Consider the following 17138-nt stretch of genomic DNA (forward strand, 5'->3'; position numbering starts at 1 on the left):
GCTCAGAGCTTTTCGGTGAGCTCCGGAACGATCTTGAACAGGTCGCCGACCAGGCCGATGTCGGCGACCTGGAAGATCGGGGCATCCTCGTCCTTGTTGATGGCGATGATGGTCTTGGAGTCCTTCATGCCGGCAAGGTGCTGGATCGCGCCCGAGATGCCGATCGCGATATAGACTTCGGGGGCGACGATCTTGCCGGTCTGGCCGACCTGATAGTCGTTGGGCACATAGCCGGCGTCTACCGCCGCGCGCGATGCCCCGACCGCGGCGCCGAGCTTGTCGGCGAGCGGCTCAATGAGCGTGTGGAAATTCTCGCTGTTCTGCAGCGCGCGGCCGCCCGAGACGATCACCTTGGCGCTGGTGAGCTCCGGACGCTCCAGCTTGGCGATCTCCGCCGAAACGAACGTTGAGATGCCCTTGTCACCTTCGCCGCTCACGGCCTCGACCATGCCCGAGCCGCCCGAGGTCGCCGCCTTGGCGAAAGCAGTGCCACGCACGGTGATCACCAGCTTCTTGTCAGCGGTCTGGACGGTGGCGATCGCGTTGCCGGCATAGATCGGACGCGTGAACGTGTCCGGCCCTTCCACCGAGAGGATGTCGCTTATCTGCATCACGTCGAGTAAGGCGGCGACGCGCGGGGCGATGTTCTTGCCGTTGGTGGTGGCGGGGAACAGCACAGCGTCGTGCGTCTCCATCAGCCTGGCGATCAGCGGCGCGACATTCTCCGCCAGTGCGTGGCCATAGGCCGCGTCGTCGGCGAGATGGACCTTGCCGACGCCGGCGATCTTGGCGGCTTCATCGGCTACCGCGGCGCAGCCACTGCCCGCGACGAGAAGGTGGACTTCACCGAGCTCAGAAGCAGCGGTGACCGCGGCGAGCGTCGCGTCCTTGACGTGGCTATTGTCGTGCTCGACCCAGACAAGCGTCTTCATTTCGCGACTCCCAGAGCCTTGAGCTTCTCCACCAGCTCGTCGACCGAACCGACCTTGACGCCTGCCGTGCGCTTGGCGGGCTCGACGACCTTGAGAGTCTTGAGGCGCGGGGACACGTCGACGCCGTAATCCGCGATGGTCTTCTTCGCGACCGGCTTGGACTTGGCCTTCATGATGTTGGGGAGGGTCGCGTAGCGCGGCTCGTTGAGGCGCAGATCGGTGGTGACGATCGCGGGGAGCTTGAGATCCACCGTCTCGAGGCCGCCATCGACTTCGCGGATGACAGCGACGCGGTCGCCATTTACTTCGACCTTCGAGGCGAAGGTGCCCTGCGGCCAGCCGAGCAGTGCACCCAGCATCTGGCCGGTCTGGTTGCTGTCGTCGTCTATCGCCTGCTTGCCCAGGATGATCAGGCCCGGCTGCTCCTCCTCGGCAACCTTGGCGAGCAGCTTGGCGACGCCCAGCGGCTCGACCTCATCCTCCGTCGCGATCAGGATCGCGCGGTCCGCGCCCATCGCGCGGGCGGTGAGCAGCACGTCCGACTCCGCCTTGGGCACGCCGATCGTCACCACCACCACTTCGGTCACGACGCCCTTTTCCTTCAGGCGCACCGCTTCCTCGATCGCGATCTCGTCGAACGGGTTCATGCTCATCTTGACGTTGGCCAGATCGACACCCGTCCCGTCGGCCTTCACCCGCGGCTTCACGTTATAGTCAAGCACCCGCTTGACCGGCACCAACACCTTCATGCCACTCTCCTGCGTTCCAAACCATCCCTGGGGAGGAGAAGGTTCAGGCGGCGGCCTTCACTTCGGCCACAATCTTCCTGGCGGCATCGCCCAGATCGTTCGCGGGAACGATGGCGAGGCCCGAATTGGCGAGGATCGCCTTGCCTTCGGCGACATTGGTACCTTCGAGGCGGACGACCAGCGGAACCTGGAGGTTCACCTCCTTGGCCGCAGCGACGATGCCCTCGGCGATGATGTCGCAGCGCATGATCCCGCCGAAGATGTTGACGAGGATGCCCTTTACCGCGGGATCGCTGAGGATGATCTTGAACGCCGCAGTCACCTTCTCCTTGTTGGCGCCGCCGCCAACATCGAGGAAGTTGGCCGGGAACATGCCGTTGAGCTTGATGATGTCCATCGTCGCCATCGCCAGGCCGGCACCGTTGACCATGCAGCCGATATCGCCGTCGAGCTTGATGTAAGCGAGGTCGTACTTCGACGCCTCGAGCTCCATCGGATCCTCTTCGGTCTCGTCGCGCAGCTCCATCAGGTCCTTGTGGCGGAACATCGCGTTCGAGTCGAAGCCGACCTTGGCGTCGAGCACCATCAGCTTGCCGTCCTCGGTGACGGCGAGCGGGTTGATCTCGATCTGCGCGGCGTCGGTACCGAGGAACGCGTCATAGAGTTTCGATGCGGTCGACGCCGCCTGCTTGGCGAGATCGCCCTTGAGTCCGAGCGCGTTGGCGACCGAGCGGCCGTGATGCGGCATGAAGCCGGTCGCGGGATCGATGTCGATCGTGTGGATCTTCTCGGGCGTGTCGTGCGCGACGGTCTCGATGTCCATGCCGCCCTCGGTCGAGACGACCATGCCGATCCGGCCGCTGGCGCGGTTGACGAGCAGAGCGAGGTAGAATTCCTTGGCGATGTCGACGCCGTCGGTGACGTAGAGGCGGTTGACCTGCTTGCCATGCTCGCCGGTCTGGATCGTCACCAGCGTGTTGCCGAGCATGTCGACCGCGGCGGCGCGCACCTCTTCCGCGTTCTTCGCCAGGCGGACGCCGCCTTTGGCCTCGGGCGGAAGCTCCTTGAACTTGCCCTTGCCGCGGCCGCCGGCATGGATCTGCGCCTTCACGACATAAAGCGGCCCAGGAAGCTTCTTCGAAGCCTCGACGGCTTCCTCGACGCTCAGCGCGGCGAAGCCGGCGGGGACGGGCACGCCGAACTTAGCGAGGAGTTCCTTGGCCTGATATTCGTGGATGTTCATGGGAGGGCAGCCCCTTGGTTCGAAGATAGGGAGTTTGGCTGAGCCTTAAGCACAGGCGGACAGGCGAATCCACCCCGCCGAGTCGGGCGTTTGCGGCTTCGCAGGATCGGGCACCGGCCCGCGACTGAGCAAATCTTAGTGTGCGAGGCCCGTGGCGCAGAGCGCGGCAGAGCTGGTGGTGACGCCCAGGATCTCCGGATCCTCCAGCGCGCGGACGCGGTGGAGGAACTGCTCGATCGACTCGGAGCGCGACGCCTTGGGCAGATCGGCGATTCGCATCAGCTGCTTGAGCGAAAGGCGATCCACCATCCGCTCGGCCATGCAGGCCGATAACGGCTTTGGCAGGCCGGCGCGGACCAGCCCGGCGCGCAGCCGCGCCTCGGGCACGGCGCAGCCGACGAGCGTCAGGGCCAGGCCCAGCGGAATCGATGCTCTTATAGCCATCGCGCGAAGCCGCTATATCGGCTTCATGCACCCCGCAATCGGAATCATACTGTTGCCTGCCACCATCGCCGCGATGGAAGGCGTCGCCTATGTCGCGCATCGCTGGGTGATGCACGGGCCCGGCTGGTTCCTGCACGCGAGCCACCACCGGGCGCGAACGGGCATGTTCGAGCTCAACGACCTCTATGCAGCGATCTTCGCTGCGCCCTCGATCGTTCTGCTGCTAGGTGGCGTCCAGCTGGGCTGGTGGCCGGGGTTCACCTGGATCGGTGCAGGGATCGCTGCCTATGGCGCGATCTATTTCTGCTTTCATGACGTCATCGTCCATCGCCGCGTGGCCCACCGTTACGTGCCGCGTTCGACCTATATGAAGCGGATCGTCCAGGCGCACCGGCTGCACCACGCCGTGGAAAGCAAGCAAGGCACGGTAAGCTTCGGATTTCTCTGGGCGCCGCGCGCGGACATCCTCAAGACCCGGCTGAGGGAAGGCGGGCGCCTGGTCCGGCCTGGCGTCAACGCGGATTGACGGGGACCCCGGCTGGGCACACATCGGGGTTATGGAGCATTTGAATCTCTCCGAGTCCGAGTGGCGCAAGCGGCTGAACCCGGAGCAGTTCCATGTCCTGCGCGAAGCCGGCACCGAGCCCGCCTTTTCAGGGCGTTACGACAACAACAAGGCCGACGGCATCTATCGCTGCGCCGCCTGCCAGCTCGAATTGTTCGACAGCGCCGACAAATATGATTCGGGATCGGGCTGGCCGAGCTTCACCCAGCCGATCGCAGCCGACCATGTCGTCGAGCATGCCGATGTCAGCCACGGCATGCGGCGCGTCGAAGTCCGCTGCGCACGTTGCGACGGGCATCTCGGCCATGTCTTCCCCGACGGACCGCCGCCGACGGGCCTTCGCTACTGCATCAATTCGGTCAGCCTCGAGTTCCGTTCACGTGGCGGCAACGGAGAACCCGCTAGCGGCGGCAACTCGGACAACTCCTAATCCTTGTGAGTTGGCCGGATAGACGGTATCCGACCACCCTTCGATGGCAGTCTCTCCCAAATCTTCCGGCAAGTCCTGGTGGCGCCGCGGCTCCTGGTGGAAGCGCCTCTTCCTCTGGATCACGATCTCGGGCGGCACTCTGGCGCTGCTCGGGCTGGTCGCACTGGGCATCGCGATCTATTCGACCAAGGCCTCGCTGCCGAGCTTCGACGAGCTCAAATCCTCGCCCAACGGCCAGATGATCCGCGTCCATGCGGCGGACGGCACCGTGCTCGTGTCGATGGGGCCGAGCTATGGCGAATGGATCCAGTATGAGAAGATCCCCAAGGTGATGCGCGACGCGATCGTCGCCGTCGAGGATCGCCGATTCGAATCGCACTGGGGCGTCGATCCGATGGGCCTGATGCGCGCCGCGCGATTCGCCTTCGTCAATCGCGGATCGGGCCGCCGCATGCAGGGCGCGTCGACAATCACTCAGCAGGTGGCGCGCACGATCTTCCTGTCGAACAAATATGATCTCGGCCGCAAGGGACGCGAGGCGATCCTCGCGCTGGCGATGGAGCAGAAATTCTCCAAGCACCAGATCCTCGAACTCTATCTCAACAAGGTCTATTTCGGCGGCGGGGCCTATGGCATCGATGCGGCAAGCCGGAAGTTCTTTGGCCATCCCGCGACCAACCTGACGCTGGCCGAGGCGGCGGTGATCGCCGGCCTGGTGAAGGCCCCGTCGCATTATTCGCCGACCGCCGATGCGCAGGCCGCGGTGGACCGTGCCAGCGTCGTGCTCGACGTGATGGCCGAGACCGGCAAAATCTCGAAGGCCGAGGCGCAGGCAACCGATCCCAAGTCGGTCCAGCTCGCCCCCGAGCCCAAGCAGAACAGCGTCCGCTATTTCACCGACTGGGCGCTGCCCCAGCTCGAAGTGCTGATCGACGAGACCGATGCGCCGCTTGAGGTTTGGACGACGCTCGACCTGGGTATGCAGCGCGCCGCCGACGACGCGATCCGGCGGAACGCGCCGGGCAATGCGCAGGGCGCGCTGGTGAGCCTCGACCGCGACGGCGCGGTGCGCGCGATGGTGGGCGGCAAGGATTATGTCGCTTCCATCTACAACCGCGCAACCCAGGCGACGCGCCAGCCAGGTTCGGCGTTCAAGCTTTTCGTCTATCTCGCGGCGCTGGAGGCCGGCCACAAGCCCGACGACATGGTGGTCGACGAACCCGTCACCATCAGTGGCTGGAGCCCGCGCAACAGTTCGGGCCACAATAGCGGCGAGATGACGCTGCGCACGGCGTTCGCCTATTCGATCAACACGGTCGCGGCGAAGCTGGGCCAAGAAGTGGGCTTCGGCACCGTGGCCGACATGGCCAGGCGCTTCGGGCTGACCACGCCGGTCGACACGCATCCGGCAATGGTGCTCGGCACCTCAGACGTGCGGTTGATCGACATGACGCGCGCCTTCGCCTCGGTCGCGAGCAAGGGCGTGGCGGTGACGCCTTATGGAATCACGCGGGTTACCGCGAACGGTGCGGTGATCTATCAGCACGAGGTCGATACCAGCCATGTGCTGGTCGCGCCCTATGTCGCAGCACAGATGACCGACCTGCTCCAGACGGCGGTCAACACCGGCACCGGCAAGGCCGCGCAGATCGGCCGGCCCGTGGCGGGCAAGACCGGCACGACGACGTCGAACAAGGACGGCTGGTTCGTCGGCTTCTCCAGCGGGCTCACCACCGGCGTGTGGATGGGCCGCGACGATGCCAAGGTGGTACCCGGACTGCAGGGCGGCACCGCGCCGGCGCGCGCCTTCTCCGCCTTCATGGGCAAGGCCGTGGCCAATCGCCCGGCCGAGCAGTTCGACACCCAGGTGACGCTGCCCGAATATCAGCTCGAACCCGACAACGAAGCCTATGGCATGCCCGACAACGGCATGTTCGTGGACCCGGACGGCAATCCGCTTCCCGAGGACCAGCAGCCGCAGACCGACGGCACCGAACAACAGCCGGATGATCAGGCGCCGCCGCCCGAAGACAAGCTCGACCAGGGCTGGATCGATCGGATGACGGGCCGGCCAACGCCGCAGCCAACACCGAACCGGGGGCCATCGCGCGATGCGCCGCGCCAGCCGCCGATGGTACAGCCGTTGCCGGACCGCGCGCCACGCGACAATCGCAGCCCGCAGGAATAACGGCCTCAGGGGTAGCGGCCGATCCAGTGCAGCGCTGCGCCGCTGCGGCGCAGCCAGGCGCGCGCGGGGGTGGGATCGGCTTCGAACAGAGTCTCGACCAGCCGGTGGAATGCCGGGCCGTGGTTCATATGGACGCGGTGCGCGACTTCGTGGGCGACCGTTGCGCGGCGGACGAACGCGGGCGCGAGGATCAGCCGCCAGCTATAGCGGATCGCTCCTGACGAGGCGCAGCTTCCCCAGCGCCCGCGCGGATCCCCCACCGACACGCGGCTGACCGTGACGCCGGCGCGATCGGCATATTCGGCGGTCTCCTCGCTCAGCACGCGCAACGCCTCGCGCCTCAGCCAATGCTCGATTCGGCGCTCCAGCCCCTCGCGCGGACCGCCGCAGAGCAGGCGATCGCCCTCCAGCCGCGGCGTGCGCAGATTGCCCGCGGGCCAGACGATCTCGATCTCGCTGCCGCAAAAGGAGAAGCGTTCGCCGGGCGCGAAGGGCCTGCCTTGGGGCAGCGCGGCGCGTTGGGTGGCGATCCAGGCATGCTGCTCATGCGCCCAGGCCAGCCCCTTCTGGAGCGAGGCGCGCGGCGGCAGCGTCAGGCGCACCTTGCCGCTGCGCGGATCGACTGCCAGGCGCATCCGCCGCGCCCGGGCGTGACGGACGACCTCGACCTCGCTCACAAGATGCGATCCACCAGATGGTTCTCGAAATCGCCGGCATCGTCCTCGGAAATCGTCCAGCCACGCGTCGACTGGCCGGCGATATGCACGGCTTCAGGGTCTCCGCAGACCAGATAATGCCATTCGGGAAGCTGCTCGCCCGCCGCGCGCAGGCGATAGGCGCAGGTGGTGGGCAGCCATTCGATCTCGTGGACGTTCCTGGTATTCAGCCGCACGCATTCGCTGACATAAGCGTGGCGATGCTTATAGTCGCTGCACCGGCCCATCCGACGATCGAGCAGGCGGCAGGCGATGTTGGTGGCGTGTAGTTCGCCGGTATCCTCGTCCTCGAGCTTGTGGACGCAGCATTTGCCGCAGCCGTCGCATAGCGCCTCCCATTGCGCGCGATCGAGCTTGTCGAGCGGCACATCCTCCCAGAAGCGCTCGCTCACTGGACCCAGCGCCTGAGATCGGCGGCGACCGCCTCGCCATCCTTGTCGATCGGCAGCGAGACCATCGGCTTGCCCTGCGGATCCATCAGGAATGCGATGGCGAGGTGATCGACCATGTAGCCTCCGCCAGCCGAGACCGGCTGCTTCTTGAAATAGACGGCGTAACTCTTGGCGACCTTGGCGATCGCATCCGGGCTGCCGGTGAGCCCAATTATGCGGGGATGGAAATTGGCAACGAACTGCTTGAGCACCGGCGGCGTGTCGCGCTCCGGATCGACGCTGATGAAGATCGGCACGATCTTGTCCGAGGTCCTGGGATCGCTCTTGTCGAGGATGCGCATCGCCTGGCCGATCTTCTGCATGTCTGTGGGACAGACATCGGGGCAATAGGTGTAGCCGAAATAGACGATGCGATATTTGCCGGCGAAATCGGTGTCGCGCACCGTCTTGCCGTTCTGATCGGTCAGCGCGAAGGGACCGCCGATCGTCGCGCCGGCGAGCGGCGGCTGCTGGGGTTGGCCGCATCCGGCGAGGGAGCTGGCCGACAAGAGCAGCGTCAGGGCGGGAAACATCCTATTCATGGCACCGCCAGCCATGATCTGATAGGGACGCGCTTGCAAGAATTCCTGCCATCAAAGGGTTTCCGCGTATCATGAAGGTCCGTGTCTTTTGCGTTGTGGCCATGGCCGCGCTCGTTCTCACCGCCACACCAGCCGCAGCGCAGCATTTCTCCGACGGCTACCAGTTCCTCGAAGCGGTCCGCAAAGCCGACGGCAACAAGGTCAATACCTTCCTCCAGGACAAGACTCTGCGCATCGTCAACACCAAGGACCGCAACACCGGCGAAGGCGCGCTGCACATCGTCGTCAAGCGCAGCGATCCGACCTATCTGACCGTGCTGATCAACCAGCCCGATGTGAACGTGAACATCCAGGACCGCGAGGGCAACACGCCGTTGCTGGTCGCCGCCGAGCGCGGCTGGGACGCGGGCGTCACGGCGCTGATCGCCAAGAAGGCCAATGTGAATCTCGCCAATATGGGTGGCGTTACTCCGCTGATCCGCGCGGTGCAGGTTCATGATATCGAGATCGTGCGTGCACTGCTCGACGCCGGCGCTGATCCCGACAAGGCCGATTTCGGCGGCGGTTTGTCGGCGCGCGACTATGCCCGGCAGGAGGCGCGCTATCCGCAGATCGCGAAGCTGCTGGCCGATGCGCCCAAGGTCAAATCGAGGGCGGTCGCTGGCCCCAGGCTCTGAATTCCGGACGGCCGAGCGGTCAAAAAGGCTGCTCGGCTTCGGGATCGACGAGCTGGATTAGCCGGCGCCCGGCGCGCCGGCCGAAAGCGAGCGTACATTTCTTGCGCGTCGGTGTGGCGAGTGGCACCATCGCCGCTTCGCGTACCACCGCGGCATCGTACCGGTCCGCGACGATAAGCCCGGCACGATCGGGCAGGAAACCCTCCTGCTCAAAGGGCCTAAGGTCGAATCCGGCCGGCACCGCCCAGAAGAAGCGGTCGCAATGCGCGAGATAGTCGTTCCACTTGCAGTCGCCGAGCAGATCGGCGCGCGATACCTTGATCTCGACGATGACGATGTTGCCGCGCGCGTCGAGGGCCATCAGATCGGCGCGGCGCCCGCCTTCGAGCGGCACTTCGGGGATCGCCACGCAATCATGGCGCAACAGCATGCGGGTGACACCACGAACCACGTCGGCCGCCAATAGGGGGGGTGCGACCGACGTGGCCGTAGCCGGGGATGGCTGAGTGCGCATCCCCGAACGCTAGAACATTTCACGAACGCGGAAAAGCCCCCCGAGGCGGCCCGCGACCGTCTCAGCGGTAGAAGATATGGTTGCCCACGGTCGCGACGCGCGCGCGATTCCAGCTCGCCTTGCTGTAACGCGCGTGGAAATAGAGCGCGTCACCGGCGGGGCTTTCCCACAAATCCTTCTTGGCGACCTGGGCGATCGCCAGCGCCCTGCGCCACTGCGCGTTGGCCGGCGGGGTCGGAAGCTTGCCGCCGCGCACGAACGAGAACTGGCCGGGCTGGGTGACAACCGAGCAGACCGACTTGGGAAAACGCCCCGAAGTGGTGCGGTTGAGGATAACATCGGCCACAGCGAGCTGGCCGGCGAGCGGCTCGCTCTTGGCTTCGTAATAGATGCCGGTGGCGAGGCAGGTCAGCTCTCGGTCCGAAACCTCCTGGTCGGCTTCCTGCGAAGCGACGGCGGCGGACAGCGACGCGTAATCGGCGTCTTCTTCGATCTGATCCTGGGGGAGAGGCTGAACGATCTCACGAGCGTCCTGCTGGGAAGCCGCTGCCGCCTGGGGCGCGGGAACATCCTGCCGGAGCGAGACGTTAATTTGCTGAACCGGCGCATCCTGCGAGGCGGGAAGCGGGTTCGCATCGAGCGTGGCTGCATTCGCAAGTGCGCCAGCGCAAAAAGTCACAGCCGCGAAAGTCGCGGCGCGTGGCAGAAACTTCATTGAGATTCATTACTGTGCGGTTGGTGCGCGACCGGCCCCGAAAAAATAGGACCGCCGGGCTTCCCCCCGACTGCGTAACCGTTCGACCTCTGACACCGAGCGGCACAACGCTATGGAAAGTGAAGTGCCTGTGCCCGCCAAGGGCGCGCGCGTCAACCGATACCGATCGTTTCAGCGGCGAACCGTTCTGCCCCTGCGATATCCAGTTCCACCACCCACAGATCCGAATCGCGCGATCGGCGGCGCTGCCAATAGGCGGTGACCTCGCCTTCGTCGGCAATCTGGGCCGGACCGGCGGGCAACAAGGCGGGCGATCCCTCCGGTCCGATGCCGCGCTCCAGGAACCTGGGATTGGCGCCGCGTTCATAGGTCAGCAGCAGGATGGCCCCCGCAGTTTCGTCGCCGCGGGCGAGGATCATCGCCGACCCGCCCTCCTGGTTGACGCGGCGGACCAGCGCGCTGACGAGCACTGCACTGGTGAGCCGCGCCATCAGCCCGCCCGATAGCCCGGAAGCGACGCCAGCGGGATGCGCGAGCGCATGAACGTACCGGTACCGCGCGCCGCTTCCTCGCCGCTCGCGTCGATCAGCCGCGCTTCCGCGACGAACACGCGGCGCTGGCCGCTCACCCAACGGCCCTCCGCGATCACCGGACCTGGGCCCAACGGCTTGGTGAACAGCAGGTTGAACGCCGTCGTCAGCAGGAATCGATCGGTGACCAGGCTGTTCGCCGCATAGAAAGCGGCGTCGTCGAGCATCTTGAAGTAGCTCGTGCCGTGCGCCGCGCCGCCGGCATGGAAGTGGCGCTCGTCGATCGTGAAGCGAATCCGCGCGATGCCGCCCTCGGGAATCTCGAGGACGGAATCGAACAGCCGGTTGATCGGCGCCGCCGCATAGAGCGATTCGAGCGCACGAAAATGGGCTTGGGCGCCGGTCGGCTCGGCATCAGGCTTGGAGTCAGGCAGCGTCACGCGCTTCGACGCCGGCGAGAAGCGCGAACAGCGCGTCGGGCGAGCCCGCGCCGCGCAGCTTGGCTGCGAAATTGCGGTCGCGCAGCCGCCGCGAGACGCTCGCCAGCGCCTTCAGGTGATCGGCGCCCGCGCCCACGGGCGAGAGCAGCATGAACACCAGATCGACCGGCAGGTCATCCACCGCGGCGAAATCGACCGGCTGCGCCATCCGCGCGAACACCGCGACGACATGGCTCAGCCCGTCCAGCTTGCCATGCGGAATCGCGATGCCGCCGCCAAAGCCGGTCGATCCCAGCTTCTCGCGCTCACTAAGCCGCTCGGCGACGAGCTTGGCATCGAGGGCATAGGCGCGTGCCGCCGCCGCGCCCAATTGCTGGAACAGCGCCTTCTTGTTCCCTGCAGTCACGCCGGCGAGCACCGCCTCCGGCACGAGCAAATCGCTCAAATCGGTCATCGGTAATCCAAAAGCTTTGGTCCGCCCGGCGGGATGCGCTTAGGCCTGTGCGCGATTGGGCTCAACCCACCCGATCGTTCCGTCGCCGCGGCGATAGACCATGTTGAACGCACCTGTACCGGTGTTGCGGAAGAGAAGCGCATTGGTGTGGCGCAGATCGAGCATCATGACCGCGTCCGAAACGGTAGCTTCTGGCACATCGACGCGCGTTTCCGCGATGATCAGCGGGGCATCGGAGGGCTCTTCCTCGGCGGCTGGCTCCTGGAAGAGCGTGTAGCCGGCGTCATAGGCGCCTTCCTCGGCCAGCGCATTGACCACACCATTCTGGCGGTCCTTGAGCCGGCGCGTGTAACGGCGAAGCTGCTTGTCGATGCGATCGGCCGCGCCGTCGAACGCGCCATGCGCCTCGTTGCCGCTGTTGGTTGCCTTCAGGACCAGGCCCTGCATCACGTGCATGACGATGTCGCAGGTGAAACCATTGTCGTGCGGGCCCTTGCCGAAGGTCGCCTGGGCCGAAATCGCGCGGGAGAAATATTTGTCGGCGATACCCTGGAGTCGGTCGCTTACTTGGCCCTTGAGCGCACTGCCCGTATCGACCTGATGCCCCGAGATGCGGATATCCATGACAAAACCTCCACTTAGAATAGAGAGGGGCGGCACCTAGGGATGCGGCCCATATGCGTCAACCTGACGCGGCCAGTCCCCAGAGCGGCTCCTCCATGGCTTTGAGAAAGGCTGCGTGGCGTTCAAGTTCCGCCGGATCGGCAGCGAAATGTCGCGCCGGACGCACATGTACTCGATTCCGCGCCTCGGCCGGCGTCTCACGCATCACCGGCGCATCGACCGCGAGGCCGAGCGTGATCTGGCGGCCGCCGGTGAGCTCGACATAGACCTGGGCAAGCAGCTGCGCGTCGAGCAGCGCGCCGTGCAGCGTGCGCTGGCTGAGATCGATGCCGTAGCGCGCGCAGAGCGCGTCGAGCGAGTGCTTCGCACCGGGATGACGGATACGGGCAAGCCCGAGCGTGTCGACCATCCGCGCCAGATCGACCTGGGGCCGGCCGCAACGCCCGAGCTCGCCGTTGAGGAAGCTGAAGTCGAAACCGGCATTGTGCGCGACCATCGGGCTTTCGCCGATGAATTCGAGCAGGTCCTCAACCACGTCGTGGAACAGTGGCTTGTCCGACAGGAAGCGCTCGGAAAGACCGTGGACATTGAACGCCTCGGCCGGCATTGCCCGCTCGGGATTGATATAGGCGTGGAAGCTGTTGCCGGTCATCACCCGGTTCACCAGCTCGACGCAGCCGATCTCGACCAGCCGGTCGCCGCCCGAAAAACTGAGTCCGGTCGTTTCGGTGTCGAACACGATTTCGCGCATGTCCTGCTTATCCTCCCGCGCGCGGCGCTAGGCAAGCGATGAGACTAGTTACCCGTTCGCGTGTCTCCGCGAGCGTACCTCCAGTGGGAATGACGAAATCGGCGCGGGCGCGTTTTTCGGCATCGGGCATCTGGTGCGCGAGAATCGCCTCGAATCGCTCGGCGGTCATGCCGGGGCGAGCGAGAACGCGCTCGCGCTGGATCTCGGGCGGGGCGGAGACGACGGCGATCTTGTCGACATTGCGCCAGCCGCCGGCTTCGAAGAGCAAGGGTATGTCGAGCACCACGAGCGGGGCCGCGGCGTTGGTGGCAAGGAATTTATCGCGTTCGCGGGCCACCCCCGGATGGACCAGCGCCTCGAGCCGGGCAAGGGCCGCATCGTCGCCGAGCACCATCTCGCGCAGCAAAGCGCGGTTCACGCCCGACTCTGTCGTCATGCCTGGAAACTCGCCCTCGATCGCCGCCACCAGCGCGCCGCCGGGACCCTGGAGCTCGTGCACCACTGCATCGGCATCGAACACCGGTATACCTTCCGCCTCGAACATCGCCGCGACGGTCGACTTGCCCATGCCGATCGATCCGGTGAGGCCCAAGGTGATCATGTGAGCGCGATCATGACGTGAGCAGAGCGCGTAGTTCCTCGTCGCGGTCACGCGGCGGTTCGGCGCCGAAGAAGAGTTCGAAGGCGAGCGCCGCCTGGCCGATCAGCATGTCGAGGCCGTCGACAGTGTCGAGCTCGCGGGCGCGGGCCTGGGCGAGCAGAGGGGTTTCGAGCGGGGCATAGACGATGTCGTAGACCACAGCGTCTTCGGGAAGCGGCGACAGGTCGATGTCGAGCGCTGGCTGGCCGGTCATGCCGAGCGGGCTGGCGTTCACCACTAATGCGGCTGCAGGGAGCGGCGCAGTGAGCGGCGCAGTGAGCGGGAGTGCGTCGCCCTTGAGCCCGAAGCTCGCCAGCAAGCCCGCGGCCTTGAGGACATTGCGGTTGAACAATGTCACGCGGCCGATGCCGACCTTCGACAGCGCGAACAGGATCGCGCGGGCGCCGCCGCCCGCGCCGATCACCACCGCATGGCATCCTTCGAGATCGAGTCCTGCGATCGGCGAATAGAAGCCGCCGGCATCGGTATTGGTTCCGATCAAGGCACCGTCTTCGGCACGGATCACCGTGTTGATCGCGCCGATCGTCATGCGGACGCCGCCGCGATCCTCGACATGATCAAGCGCCGTCTGTTTGTGCGGGATCGTGATGTTGCAGCCACGCCAGGCCGGATCGGCGCGTCGGGCGTTGAAATAGGCGGCCAGACCGTCGGGCATGACATGCGTCGCGCGATACTCGCCGTCGATATCGAGTGCATCAAGCCAGAAGCCGTGGATGGCCGGGGACTTGGTGTGGCCGATCGGATCGCCGATCACCTCGGCATAGGGTGTCATGACGTCATCACTCCGCGGACGCGCAGATAATCGAGCAAAGGCAGTAATGGCAGGCCCAATATGGTGAAATGGCTGCCCTCAGCGCGCGCGAATAGTTGCACGCCCAAGCCCTCGATCCGGTAGCAGCCGACGCAGCCGCTGATAGCGGGCCATTCCATATCGAGATATTCCTGGATGAAGGCTTCGGAGAGCGTGCGGACATGTACCCGCGCGCGATCGACATGCCGCCATACCGGGCGGGTGCCCTCGGCGATCACCGCGGCGCTGTAGAGATCATGGTGCCGGCCCGACATGCGGCGCAGATGATCGGCGGCATCCTCACGGCTGACCGGCTTGTCGAGTAGAGTGCCGTCGTCGAGCGCGACGACGGAATCGCAGCCCAGCACCAAAGCCTGAGGTGCGAGACTCGAGACCTTGAGCGCCTTCATCTCGGCCAGTGCGTCCGCCAAGTCGCGCGGCGCGACTTGCGAGGCGACCAACGAATCCTTGACCGACGCCTCGTCGACCTGCGCGGCGACCGCCTCGTGCGGCACGCCGGCCGCGCTCAGCATCGCCCGACGCGACGCGCTTTGCGAAGCAAGGACAAGATTCATGCGCCCTTGGCCTGGAGCGTGCGCTCGTTGGCGAGCTGGATGATCGCTGCTGCGGTCTCCTCGATCGAGCGGCGCGTCACGTCGATCACCGGCCATCCATTATCGGCAAACATGCGGCGGGCAAAGGCGAGCTCGCGCTGGACCGAATCCTGGTCGACATAATTGGTCTCAGTCGCCTGGTTGAGCGAGAGTAGCCGGTTGCGGCGGATCTGCACCAGACGATCCGCGCTGGTTGTCAGGCCGACGATAAGCGGATTCTTGAGCGAGAACAGCTCGGCCGGCGGTGGCGATTCGACGACGATCGGGATATTGGCGGTCTTGTAGCCGCGATTGGCGAGATAGATGGAGGTTGGCGTCTTGGACGAGCGCGAGACGCCCGCGAGCACGATATCGGCTTCCTCCCAATCCTCGGCGAGGATGCCGTCGTCGTGCGCGATGGTGAACTGGATCGCGTCGACGCGGGCGAAATAAGCGGCATCGAGCGTATGCTGCCGACCAGGGCGCGCCTTGGCTTCTTGGCCGAGCAGATTGGACAGCGCATGGCTCACCGGATCGAGCGGCGCGATCGCCGGCAAGCCCATCGCTCGGCAGCGGCTCTCCAATGTGCGGCGGATCTCGCTGTTGACGAGGGTGAAGATCACCAGACCGGGATTCTGCGCAATCTCTAGCAGGATGCGCTCGAGATGTGCCTCGCTGCGCACCATCGGCCAGAAATGACGCAACGTCTCGACATCGTCGAACTGCGCCAGCGCGGCCTTGGCGATATTCTCCAGCGTCTCGCCGGTCGAATCCGAGAGAAGGTGGAGATGGAGCCGCATCAGGCCGTGGGGGACTCTGTGGAAAACATGATGGACAGGCGCTAGCGCAACCGGGCGCGTCGGCCAAGCGGCGGAAACCGGGACTCCCACGCGTGATTCGTCCACAGCGGCGTCCCCAGTCCAGCGTCTCGATCCACAATCTGTGGAAAACGGGGACGGCGAGTTCGAATCCGGGCGGCGCCGTGGGGGCCGCGGAGTCAAGCTGTTGGCAAGTCCAGGGCAAGCGCATAAGCCCCAGCTTCCACGCACCAACTGACTCCAACAATCCTTAGATTCTTATCTTATAGAGTTAGGATAGAGGCCCTGATCTCCCCGTCTCCCAAGCCCTTGCTCGCGACGCTGCGCGGCGAAAAGCAGCAGATTCCACCCGTCTGGCTGATGCGCCAGGCAGGGCGGTATCTGCCCGAATATCGTGCGCTGAGGGCCGAGAAGGGCGGCTTCCTCGAGCTGGTGAGCGACAGCGAAGCCGCCGCCGAAGTGACGCTACAGCCGATCCGCCGCTTCGGCATGGACGGCGCGATCCTGTTTTCCGACATTCTGATCGTCCCGATGGCGCTGGGGCAGGACCTGTGGTTCGAAACCGGCGAGGGACCGCGGCTGGCGCCCGTCGTGCAGGCGCGTGCGGTGCTGGAGGCCCTGCAATTGGCGCCTGAAGCACTTGCCCCGGTCTATGAGACGGTTCGGCAGGTCGCGGCGGCGCTTCCTGCCCAAACGACCTTCCTGGGCTTTGCGGGCAGCCCTTGGACCGTGGCGACCTATATGATCGCCGGCCAGGGCAGCCGCGAGCAGAGCGAGGCGCGGCGGCTGGCCTATCGCGATCCGGCGCTGATGCAGGACCTGGTCGATCGCATCGCCGATTGCACGATCACCTATCTGCTCGGCCAGATCGAGGCGGGCGTCGAGGCGGTGCAGCTGTTTGACAGCTGGTCGGGCAGCCTTTCGCCCGCGCAATTCGAGCAATGGGTGATCGCGCCGACCGTGCGGATCGTCGCGGCGCTCAAGGACAAGGCGCCACAGGTGCCGGTGATCGGCTTTCCTAAGGGCGCGGGTGGGAAACTACCCGCCTATGCGCGCGAAACGGGTATTGATGCGGTGGGCGTGGACGAGACCGTCGATCCGGCCTGGGCACATGCGTCGCTCCCCGCCGACCTGCCGGTGCAGGGCAATCTTGATCCGCTTGCGCTGATCGCCGGCGGCACGGTGCTCGATCAGACGGTCGACCGCATCCTTGCCGCGTTCGTCGATCGTCCCCACATCTTCAATCTGGGTCACGGCATCCAGCAGGACACGCCGATCGAGCATGTCGAGCGGCTGCTGGCCCGACTGAGGGGATCGCGATGAGCGCCCGC

At 65.5% G+C, this 17138-nt stretch carries 23 protein-coding genes; 5 read left to right on the forward strand and 18 right to left on the reverse strand.

The window, feature by feature from the left end; translation table 11 throughout:
• Nucleotides 1-2 precede the first annotated feature (2 nt).
• The 4 genes from IAG41_RS19460 to IAG41_RS19475 all read right to left on the reverse strand — a co-directional run bounded on the left by IAG41_RS19460 (nt 3) and on the right by IAG41_RS19475 (nt 3368).
• A complete protein-coding gene (locus tag IAG41_RS19460) occupies nt 3-932 on the reverse strand; it encodes an electron transfer flavoprotein subunit alpha/FixB family protein (protein ID WP_187730328.1) in 930 nt (309 codons plus the stop codon).
• A complete protein-coding gene (locus tag IAG41_RS19465) occupies nt 929-1681 on the reverse strand; it encodes an electron transfer flavoprotein subunit beta/FixA family protein (protein WP_187730329.1) in 753 nt (250 codons plus the stop codon). Before IAG41_RS19465 ends, IAG41_RS19460 begins: the two co-directional genes overlap by 4 nt.
• A 43-nt stretch (nt 1682-1724) precedes the next feature.
• Nucleotides 1725-2924 (reverse strand): ADP-forming succinate--CoA ligase subunit beta, encoded by a 1200-nt coding sequence (gene sucC / locus IAG41_RS19470; protein ID WP_187730330.1) that lies wholly within the window; start codon nt 2922-2924, stop codon nt 1725-1727.
• A gap of 135 nt (nt 2925-3059) precedes the next feature.
• On the reverse strand, nt 3060-3368 hold the full coding sequence (locus IAG41_RS19475) for a hypothetical protein (protein ID WP_187730331.1): 309 nt from the start codon (nt 3366-3368) through the stop codon (nt 3060-3062).
• Between the two features lie 25 nt (nt 3369-3393).
• Between IAG41_RS19475 and IAG41_RS19480 the strand changes: the two genes are divergently transcribed.
• Genes IAG41_RS19480 through IAG41_RS19490 form a run of 3 tightly spaced genes read left to right on the forward strand, consistent with a single transcriptional unit; the run spans nt 3394 to nt 6551 of the window.
• Nucleotides 3394-3894, forward strand: coding sequence for a sterol desaturase family protein (locus IAG41_RS19480; protein ID WP_187730332.1), 501 nt, complete (start codon nt 3394-3396; stop codon nt 3892-3894).
• Between the two features lie 31 nt (nt 3895-3925).
• On the forward strand, nt 3926-4363 hold the full coding sequence (gene msrB, locus IAG41_RS19485) for a peptide-methionine (R)-S-oxide reductase MsrB (RefSeq protein WP_187730333.1): 438 nt from the start codon (nt 3926-3928) through the stop codon (nt 4361-4363).
• 43 nt (nt 4364-4406) lie between these two features.
• Entirely contained in the window at nt 4407-6551 is a 2145-nt protein-coding gene (locus tag IAG41_RS19490; RefSeq protein ID WP_187730334.1) for a transglycosylase domain-containing protein, read from the forward strand.
• 5 nt (nt 6552-6556) lie between these two features.
• On the opposite strand, the gene IAG41_RS19495 is transcribed toward IAG41_RS19490, so the two are convergent.
• The 3 genes from IAG41_RS19495 to IAG41_RS19505 are packed head-to-tail and all read right to left on the reverse strand — an operon-like array spanning nt 6557 to nt 8240.
• Complete coding sequence (locus tag IAG41_RS19495; RefSeq protein WP_187730515.1) at nt 6557-7186, reverse strand: M48 family metallopeptidase; 630 nt, start codon at nt 7184-7186, stop codon at nt 6557-6559.
• A 38-nt stretch (nt 7187-7224) separates the two neighbouring features.
• Nucleotides 7225-7659 carry a YcgN family cysteine cluster protein gene (locus tag IAG41_RS19500; RefSeq protein ID WP_410468099.1) on the reverse strand — a complete coding sequence of 145 codons (435 nt, stop codon included), beginning with the start codon at nt 7657-7659 and terminating at the stop codon, nt 7225-7227.
• Nucleotides 7656-8240 carry an SCO family protein gene (locus IAG41_RS19505; RefSeq protein WP_262408776.1) on the reverse strand — a complete coding sequence of 195 codons (585 nt, stop codon included), beginning with the start codon at nt 8238-8240 and terminating at the stop codon, nt 7656-7658. The genes IAG41_RS19500 and IAG41_RS19505 overlap by 4 nt, the downstream gene beginning before the upstream one ends.
• 101 nt (nt 8241-8341) lie before the next feature.
• On the opposite strand from IAG41_RS19505, the gene IAG41_RS19510 reads away from it, so the two are divergent.
• Nucleotides 8342-8917 (forward strand): ankyrin repeat domain-containing protein, encoded by a 576-nt coding sequence (locus tag IAG41_RS19510; protein WP_262408777.1) that lies wholly within the window; start codon nt 8342-8344, stop codon nt 8915-8917.
• Nucleotides 8918-8936: 19 nt separating this feature from the next.
• Here the strand turns inward: IAG41_RS19510 and IAG41_RS19515 are convergent, their stop codons facing one another.
• From IAG41_RS19515 to IAG41_RS19565, 11 genes are all read right to left on the reverse strand, one after another.
• The gene (locus tag IAG41_RS19515) at nt 8937-9431 is read right to left on the reverse strand and encodes an MmcB family DNA repair protein (protein WP_187730336.1); all 495 of its coding nucleotides are present in this window, start codon (nt 9429-9431) and stop codon (nt 8937-8939) included.
• 61 nt (nt 9432-9492) lie between these two features.
• Complete coding sequence (locus tag IAG41_RS19520) at nt 9493-10146, reverse strand: cell wall hydrolase (RefSeq protein WP_187730337.1); 654 nt, start codon at nt 10144-10146, stop codon at nt 9493-9495.
• A gap of 152 nt (nt 10147-10298) precedes the next feature.
• Nucleotides 10299-10637 carry a DUF1491 family protein gene (locus IAG41_RS19525; RefSeq protein ID WP_187730338.1) on the reverse strand — a complete coding sequence of 113 codons (339 nt, stop codon included), beginning with the start codon at nt 10635-10637 and terminating at the stop codon, nt 10299-10301.
• Complete coding sequence (locus IAG41_RS19530; RefSeq protein ID WP_187730339.1) at nt 10637-11116, reverse strand: PaaI family thioesterase; 480 nt, start codon at nt 11114-11116, stop codon at nt 10637-10639. The genes IAG41_RS19525 and IAG41_RS19530 overlap by 1 nt, the downstream gene beginning before the upstream one ends.
• The gene (locus IAG41_RS19535) at nt 11103-11570 is read right to left on the reverse strand and encodes a PTS sugar transporter subunit IIA (RefSeq protein WP_187730340.1); all 468 of its coding nucleotides are present in this window, start codon (nt 11568-11570) and stop codon (nt 11103-11105) included. The genes IAG41_RS19530 and IAG41_RS19535 overlap by 14 nt, the downstream gene beginning before the upstream one ends.
• Nucleotides 11571-11609: 39 nt before the next feature.
• Entirely contained in the window at nt 11610-12194 is a 585-nt protein-coding gene (gene hpf, locus IAG41_RS19540) for a ribosome hibernation-promoting factor, HPF/YfiA family (protein ID WP_187730341.1), read from the reverse strand.
• 58 nt (nt 12195-12252) lie between these two features.
• Nucleotides 12253-12945, reverse strand: a complete 693-nt coding sequence (gene dnaQ, locus IAG41_RS19545; protein ID WP_187730342.1) for a DNA polymerase III subunit epsilon — start codon at nt 12943-12945, stop codon at nt 12253-12255.
• A gap of 7 nt (nt 12946-12952) precedes the next feature.
• Nucleotides 12953-13546: a dephospho-CoA kinase gene (coaE, locus tag IAG41_RS19550; protein WP_187730343.1), complete on the reverse strand. Its 594-nt coding sequence runs from the start codon at nt 13544-13546 to the stop codon at nt 12953-12955.
• 10 nt (nt 13547-13556) lie between these two features.
• Complete coding sequence (locus IAG41_RS19555) at nt 13557-14378, reverse strand: shikimate dehydrogenase family protein (protein ID WP_187730344.1); 822 nt, start codon at nt 14376-14378, stop codon at nt 13557-13559.
• Complete coding sequence (locus IAG41_RS19560) at nt 14375-14971, reverse strand: Maf family protein (protein ID WP_187730345.1); 597 nt, start codon at nt 14969-14971, stop codon at nt 14375-14377. Before IAG41_RS19560 ends, IAG41_RS19555 begins: the two co-directional genes overlap by 4 nt.
• Nucleotides 14968-15792: a pyruvate, water dikinase regulatory protein gene (locus IAG41_RS19565; protein ID WP_262408791.1), complete on the reverse strand. Its 825-nt coding sequence runs from the start codon at nt 15790-15792 to the stop codon at nt 14968-14970. Before IAG41_RS19565 ends, IAG41_RS19560 begins: the two co-directional genes overlap by 4 nt.
• A gap of 303 nt (nt 15793-16095) precedes the next feature.
• On the opposite strand from IAG41_RS19565, the gene hemE reads away from it, so the two are divergent.
• The gene (gene hemE / locus IAG41_RS19570; protein WP_187730517.1) at nt 16096-17130 is read left to right on the forward strand and encodes a uroporphyrinogen decarboxylase; all 1035 of its coding nucleotides are present in this window, start codon (nt 16096-16098) and stop codon (nt 17128-17130) included.
• Nucleotides 17131-17138: the final 8 nt, after the last annotated feature.

It is taken from the genome of Sphingomonas sp. JC676, assembly GCF_014489075.1.
In the GTDB taxonomy this organism is placed as follows: Bacteria; Pseudomonadota; Alphaproteobacteria; order Sphingomonadales; family Sphingomonadaceae; genus Sphingomonas.